The organism is Kribbella sp. NPDC026611 (assembly GCF_040638345.1).
GTDB lineage: Bacteria > Actinomycetota > Actinomycetes > Propionibacteriales > Kribbellaceae > Kribbella.
Genome location: NZ_JBEZYC010000003.1, coordinates 1,076,063 through 1,082,482 on the forward strand (window position 1 = coordinate 1,076,063; position 6,420 = coordinate 1,082,482).

The window sequence follows — 6,420 nt, forward strand, 5'->3', positions numbered from 1 at the left end:
CGATGCCTACTTGGTCGTAGCGAAGTAGTTCACGAGCATGTCGGTGGTCCAAGCCGGCTGGTGGGTCGCACCTCTCGGCCCGAACTCGTCGAACCACGGCTTGATGTCCAGAACGGGCGTGCGGTCTACGGCATCGAGATCCTCGACGTGAAGGTCGAGCCCGTCGACCTTCAAAAGCCGGCAGCGGGAGATCCCGAGCCAGTTGACCCGGCGCATGTTCCGGTGACCAAACGCGCCGACCTCGGGCCAAGCCGGGTTGTCCCTGGGGCGGCGAGCGCCGAGGTTCAAGTCGCTCTGGTCGCTGAGGTGGAAGAAGAACACCACTTCAAGGTGCGAGAAGTCCTCCAGTCCGACGGTGGATCGTTCGTCGAACCGCTCGCCGTTGATGCGCAGGATGGCGCGCGTGCCGCCCCAGTTGTCATCGGTTGGTTCGCTTCGGCCGCCGATGACCTGGGCGACGGGTTCGAGCGTGAGGGCGTGGTGCGTCATGGGGGAGGTCCTTCGATCGACGAGGCTGACGGCGTTGGGCGACGATTTCGGCTACCTCGCCGCGGAGGCGAGGTAGCGGGAAGCCCGCTGGTCGAGTTCCGTTGCGGTGAGGATGCCGCGAGCTCGGAACGGCGACAGGGCTGCGCGCATGTCGACGACGGTCTGACGTGTCCGTCCGGAGTGCACGCCATCCATGACATCGAGCGCCGTCGACCAGGTCGAGCAGGCTTCTTCGACAGCCCCCTGACGAGCCTGAATTGCGCCGAGATATCCCAGCGTCACGGCGTGCGTGCGGGTGAAGGTCGCGGCCTTGCGAGTTCGGACGCTGTGCCTGAACTGGGACGTCGCCGCGGTCAGATCACCGAGGTCGCGCAGGGTACACGCCGTTTCATGAGCGAGGCTCGCCTCGCCGAAGAAGAACACCCGGCTGGGTTCGTCATCGCCCATGGTTGCGCTGGCGAGGTTGTCTTCGGCACGCAGCAAAGCCTTCGCGGCTGCAGTGCCGTCGCCATTGGCCGCCAGTGCCCTGGCGTGGACGACCTCGAGTAACGCCCGCTCGCGGGCGCTGGCCAGGCCCGATCGTCGTCCGTCCAACGACGCCTTCGCAAGTTGGATGGCTTGGCGTGGGTGGCCGAGATCGACAGCCTGATGAGCCATCGCACGCAACACGTGGCCAGCCAACGGTGGGTCGTCAGCCTCGGCCGCGAGCTGGACGGCGACGGTGAAGTACTTCTGTGCGGTCGCGTGCTCGGCATCGTCGAACGCCATCCACCCGCACAGGTAGGCAAGCTCGCCGGCAACGGAGAACAAGTCGCGGCGAATGGCAGCGCTGGAGTGGCTGGCTCTCAGGGCGCTGGAGACATCTGAGGCCAGGTACTGCGCCACGGCGGTACGTGCATGCCCGCCGCCACGCCGCTGATCGATCCGAGTGAACACGTCCGCCATCTCACGGATCGCTTCGAGGTCGCCGGCGCCCATCACCGGGCCAGTCCGGGCAGAGCGCTGGGCTCCCCGGCGCGCCATTGCCTCCCACCAGGTTTGTGGCGGCACCGCCAGCGCGGCGACAGAGTAGCCAGCGGCTCGCAGCACGGACCTGCGCTCGATGTCCACGTTGCCTCTTCCCAGATCGGCGAGCGTCGTCAGCGTATCTGCGGACCAATCCGGTGCTGCATGCGACTCCGGGCCGGACAGGCCGATCTCGTCGACAGTGACGACCCTGCCAAGGCGACGGGAAAGGGCCTCCGCCAGGATTGCCGGCGCGTCACCCGATGGCGTTGACCCCGCGACCCAGTGCGAGACGTGGGATCTGCCCACCGAGACGAGATGTTCGTTGCCGGCTTCGACGGCGACCCGACCCACCGCCTGTGCGAGTTGGGCGTGCGACCAACCCGCCTCTGCGATGACAGCCGCGAGCTTGGCGTTGCGGCGCGGTTTAGCGCTCAACCTCCGCTCGTTCACCGCTTTCACCACTCTCGACGTCCGAACTGATGTCCCACCCGAGGGAGCCATGGTTCGCTCATCGTATCCAAAACTGAGCGGCAGAGGAGGTTGAGGTGCACGTGGTACGGCCAGATCCGCAATGGTGGACCTCGGGTGTGCACGGGGGACGGTCACTTCGGGATTGCCTGGCCGAGCATGACATCAAGACGTTGTTCTTGTTCCTAAGGGATCGCGGCTACAGCAGGAGCGCGCTCGCAGCTGCGTCCGGTCTCGCGGAGACCCGAGTGCGAAGTATCTCCCAGGGCAAGCAGTTGGTGACGTCGTACGACGTACTGGTACGCATCGCGGATGGCTTCGGCATCGACCGCGGTCTGCTGGGCGTCGGATCTCATGTGTCAAGTAGCGGAGCCAAGGGCGAAACAAGGCTGCGAGACCCGGGGGCAGTCCCAGGGTTCGTCGGATCTCTGGCCGCTTTGGCGGTTGGACCGGTTCCGTCTGAGTTGAGCGAGTACGCGGCTGCCAAGCATCCGGAGGCGCCTGGCCCCCCGGAGCGCGTTACTGCAGCCCACGTCGACCTGGTGCGCGCGGTCTGCGATGAACACCGCCACATCGATGCCACGCGGGGCGGCGGATCCTGCCGGGATTCCGCAGCCAACTACCTCGCTTGGGCGAGCGGCATGCTGAGCAGCCGGTTTGAGACGGAGCAGACCGAGGCGTACTTCAAGATCGCGTTGTCCGACATGTATCAGGTCGCCGGGTGGGCCAGCCACGATCTTGGCGACCACGCGGCGGCCCGTCACTACCTGACCGCTGGGCTCGTCCTTGCCCGGGAGGTGAACGAGCTTGCCCTGATTGCCGGCGGTTTCTACCGTCTCGGCCGAGTCTCGATCCACCTGGGCCGAGCGCAGGAGGCGCTGCGGCTGTGGCAGCTTGGGCAGATCGTCGCCCAGGACAGCGGGAACCTCGCGGCAGTTGCTGTCTTACACGCCAACGAGGCATGGGCGTACGCCATGCTCGGCGCTGCGGACAGAGTGTCCGACTCGCTCGCGCGTGCCAGAGACGAGCTCGGGCGGGTCGACGAAGGCACGGTCCCGTCGTGGGCTCGGTTCTTCCTCGCGCCCGCGGACTTGGATGGAATCTCTGGCGTCATCTATGGCTGCCTCGCCTCACACGTGGAACATCGGGCCCGCTTTGCGGAGCGGGCAATCGATCATGCCGAACGCTCGTACACGACCAGAGGTGCAGGGGAGGAGCGGAGCCGCACGTTCGACGCGATCAGCATCGCCACTGGCTACTTGCTCGACGCGCAGCCAGACCGTGCGGCCACGGCCGGACACCGGGCCGTCGACATGGCGTTGGCCACGGACTCAGTACGTGCTGCCGATCGGCTGCAGGCGATGGCGTCACTGGCTCGTCCGTTCGCCACGCACAACGGGGTGAGTGGAGTGCTCGAGCGCGTCGGTGCGTTGATCGCTGGCTAACTTCTATCACGCATGACTCTCAGTAGCGGCGAACGCGACCGCCTTGACACGGCCCTGAGCGAGATCGCCAGCGCAGCAGGCATCGACCCCACCAGCCGAGAGTTGGACCAGCCCGAGTGGCTCGGCGACGATCGTCGAGAAGAGCTGGACCGTTGCTTCCGATCTGGACGAAGTGCAACGAAACGAAAGCCGATCGTCATATCCGATACCCGCCAGACAACATGGCGCGGCGTGCGCACGGTTCGGCTATGAGTTCCGCGCCGCGGCTATCACCCGCGGACCGGTCGGTTCCCGGCAGCGGTAGCCCACTAGGAGTCACCGCGGCACCGTTCATCGGTTCCACCACAGAGGCGATCGTGTTGCCCAGGTGTGCTGGACGCCTGGGCTACGACTCGTTCTGGGTTGCCGAATTGACCAGCTTCGAGGCGTTCTCCGTGCTCGGAGCGGCATCCTAGGCAGCACCAGGTATCGGAAGTTCCTCGTGCTGCTGCGTCATTGCCTGTCCGGACAGCGGGTGAACATCGCCGGTGACTACTACCGGTGCGAGGCTTCCGCCTCGGAGTCGAACTCGGCGAGCGCCAACCGAAGATCGTTCTCGGCGCGCTCGGTGCGAAATGCTCCAACGCGCAGGCAGGACGCTGACGGCGTGCTGGTGAATTGCCTATCGGCCAGCCGCGGTACCGAGTGCGGGTGCCGGCTGATAGCGGTCGGCGAACGAGGGGAATCGTTCATACGAGAATCGTCGGCCTGAGTGCCGACTGCCGCTGATAGCCCGACGGCGAGTTGACGAACGAATGGCGACCAACCGAGTGTTATGGCCGGATCTCCGGACACAAAATGGTGCCTAAGGCAAGAAACATGTGATGCCGGCCGGCCGGATGGGCCCGGCCGGCATCACGGTCCACGGATGGGAGGCTTCAGGCCAGGCGAGGTTCCATGCCGTTCCGTCTGTTGTTCGTGCAGTCGTGGACGACCCTGGTTGTCAGCTGTCCAGTGTCGTCACGGTGACCGAGACCTGAGCCGGCGGATTCGGTCCGCTGTAGCACAGACGCTCGACCAGCGGCGCCCCACCCGAGAACAAGGGAGTCGTCGTGCCGAAGATCGCGGCGAACTGGGAAGCGGTGAGGGATCCCGATCCCTCGCGCAGAGCGACCACTGCGGTGGGGGTCCCCGAAGTCTGCTGTCGTATGACCCGACTTCACGAACAGCAGCGAGGAATCGGGAGTGCCTGTGACCGGATAGGTGATCTGCATCACCTGCCCGGCGAAAGGTGCGAAGGACGGTGGGAAGTTGCTTGCGAAGGCGCTGAACCCATCACGAACGGCAAGCAGCTCCGATACGTTCCTAGTCTGCTACAAGCTAACGATCCACTGGTGCGCCGCTGCGTTCTGGTCGGGAGCTGGCTCTCAGTAGTCAGTATGGGTTGCCAAGTTCAGTGAATATAGCCGTCCCACTTCGGCTCGTGTACCGGCAGCCGCCCGGCAGAGCAGACTCCGGCGGGATTGCCTCGACCGCGCGTGCGAGCTCGACCTCGACCGGGCCGACCAGGTCGGCCGGGAGGCGTACCACGCCGTCGGCATCAGCCGAGCGCGGACTCATCGAGGTCCCTTGGCCACGGCACCAGCATGCGCTCCGCGACCTCAGTGCATGTCGCCGTACGGCTACAGGGCGATTCCAGCGCCGCGAAGGCGTGCGCTTGAGGCGCCGGCCAGCCGGTGAGCGGTTTCCATTTAGCTCCGAGCCAAGATAAGACCACTGCGTTGCTGGTGTTATCCGGTTTAGGTCTAGGACAATCTTCTTCAGCTTCTCCACGATCTGGGGCACAAATCGGCGGGGAGCTGCTTACTACCAACTAGACGCTCAAGATCCCGCCACCGCGGGGACGACGTCAGGCCGCCGAGCTGTCGGCACGAACCGACGCACCGCTGCTTACTACCCCTCGAGGAGTTCTGGCCGCCCTCTGCTTCCGCCACGACGTACTGCATGACTCGCCGTGCAGTACGGCCAATGCCAACTCCCCCCATAAGAAGCGAATGTCAAAGAACCCCCGTGCCCCGACCGGCGACCCCGATGAGGGTCCGGCTGGGGACCCCACAAACCCTTCCGCGGAGAACGCCGGACCCACGGTGCGGCAGTCAGCTCAGATCGAGTTGGCCGCCGCGCTGCTCCGTCCGGCCGATCCCGAGGAAGGCGAGCAACTGTGGAACGAGTTCGCCCGCAGTGCGTTCACGTTCACGTTCAAACGGCTGATGTCCATGTCGCGGAAGGGCACCGTGTTCGCCGCAGCACGGCGAGTCGGCCTTCGGCAGTTCGAAGGTCTGACGCCCCCGAAGGACTGGACCCGCGACGACAGGGCCGAGATCGCCCGGGTGGCCATCGGGGAAGCATTTTTGCGCTTCCGCGATGACGGCGCTCTCGCCGCGTGGGACCCGGACGAGTCCGATCTTTACTCGTGGTTCGTCACCAACTGCCTCTTGGTGTACGCCGACGCGTACAACAACTGGGTCCGTGGATCGCAGGTTTCAGACTCGATCGGCCGGGGGCAGCATCGCTACCTCCGTGCCTTCATCGACGACGAGGAGGATGGGGGTGCGGGATGAGATCTACAGTCCGCACCCCACGCCCGAGGACCGCGTTGTGGTGCTCGACCTGGTCGCGCGGGTGGTGGCGCCGACGCGGATCCGGTCCGCGAGCTCCGCGCGTTCCGGTGGGGCCTCCTGCCGTTCTGGGCGAAGGACCTCAAGGTCGGCGCTCGGATGATCAACGCCCGGGCGGAGACCGTCCACGAGAACCCGGCGTACCGCCGGGCGTTCAAGTCCCAGCGGGCGCTGATCCCGGTCGACGCGTTCTACGAATGGCTCGAGACCGACGAGGTCGGCAAGTCCGGGAGAAAGCTGAAGCAGCCGTTCGTACTACTAGTGCCGCGCGTCTGAGGTCTTCTGACGGTTGGCTTTCTTGAGGATCTGGTCGGCGGTTTTGGTCCAGGCGAACGGGTGTGAGCGGTCGTTCC

The 6,420-nt window shown here is 65.5% G+C and carries 8 protein-coding genes and 1 pseudogene; 3 read left to right on the forward strand and 6 right to left on the reverse strand.

Annotated elements, in window-relative coordinates:
- Positions 1-6 precede the first annotated feature (6 nt).
- The 3 genes from AB0E69_RS17100 to AB0E69_RS17110 form a co-directional block, all read right to left on the reverse strand.
- On the reverse strand, positions 7-489 hold the full coding sequence (locus tag AB0E69_RS17100) for an SAM-dependent methyltransferase (RefSeq protein ID WP_360145869.1): 483 nt from the start codon (positions 487-489) through the stop codon (positions 7-9).
- Positions 490-540: 51 nt separating this feature from the next.
- A complete protein-coding gene (locus AB0E69_RS17105; protein ID WP_360145872.1) occupies positions 541-1,947 on the reverse strand; it encodes a hypothetical protein in 1,407 nt (468 codons plus the stop codon).
- A gap of 203 nt (positions 1,948-2,150) precedes the next feature.
- Entirely contained in the window at positions 2,151-2,321 is a 171-nt protein-coding gene (locus tag AB0E69_RS17110; protein ID WP_360145874.1) for a hypothetical protein, read from the reverse strand.
- Positions 2,322-2,429: 108 nt separating this feature from the next.
- Here AB0E69_RS17110 and AB0E69_RS17115 point away from each other — a divergent pair, with 108 nt between their 5' ends.
- A complete protein-coding gene (locus AB0E69_RS17115; RefSeq protein WP_360145877.1) occupies positions 2,430-3,410 on the forward strand; it encodes a hypothetical protein in 981 nt (326 codons plus the stop codon).
- Positions 3,411-3,944: 534 nt separating this feature from the next.
- On the opposite strand, the gene AB0E69_RS17120 is transcribed toward AB0E69_RS17115, so the two are convergent.
- The 3 genes from AB0E69_RS17120 to AB0E69_RS17130 form a co-directional block, all read right to left on the reverse strand.
- A complete protein-coding gene (locus AB0E69_RS17120) occupies positions 3,945-4,142 on the reverse strand; it encodes a hypothetical protein (protein WP_360145880.1) in 198 nt (65 codons plus the stop codon).
- Positions 4,143-4,392: 250 nt separating this feature from the next.
- Complete coding sequence (locus tag AB0E69_RS17125; RefSeq protein WP_360145883.1) at positions 4,393-4,566, reverse strand: hypothetical protein; 174 nt, start codon at positions 4,564-4,566, stop codon at positions 4,393-4,395.
- A 257-nt stretch (positions 4,567-4,823) separates the two neighbouring features.
- On the reverse strand, positions 4,824-5,009 hold the full coding sequence (locus AB0E69_RS17130) for a hypothetical protein (protein ID WP_360145886.1): 186 nt from the start codon (positions 5,007-5,009) through the stop codon (positions 4,824-4,826).
- Between the two features lie 527 nt (positions 5,010-5,536).
- On the opposite strand from AB0E69_RS17130, the gene AB0E69_RS17135 reads away from it, so the two are divergent.
- Together AB0E69_RS17135 and AB0E69_RS17140 are read left to right on the forward strand one after the other, a co-directional pair.
- Complete coding sequence (locus AB0E69_RS17135) at positions 5,537-6,010, forward strand: hypothetical protein (RefSeq protein ID WP_360145889.1); 474 nt, start codon at positions 5,537-5,539, stop codon at positions 6,008-6,010.
- An 87-nt stretch (positions 6,011-6,097) separates the two neighbouring features.
- A pseudogene (locus tag AB0E69_RS17140) lies at positions 6,098-6,343 on the forward strand (SOS response-associated peptidase family protein); the annotation flags it as partial.
- Positions 6,344-6,420 lie beyond the last annotated feature (77 nt).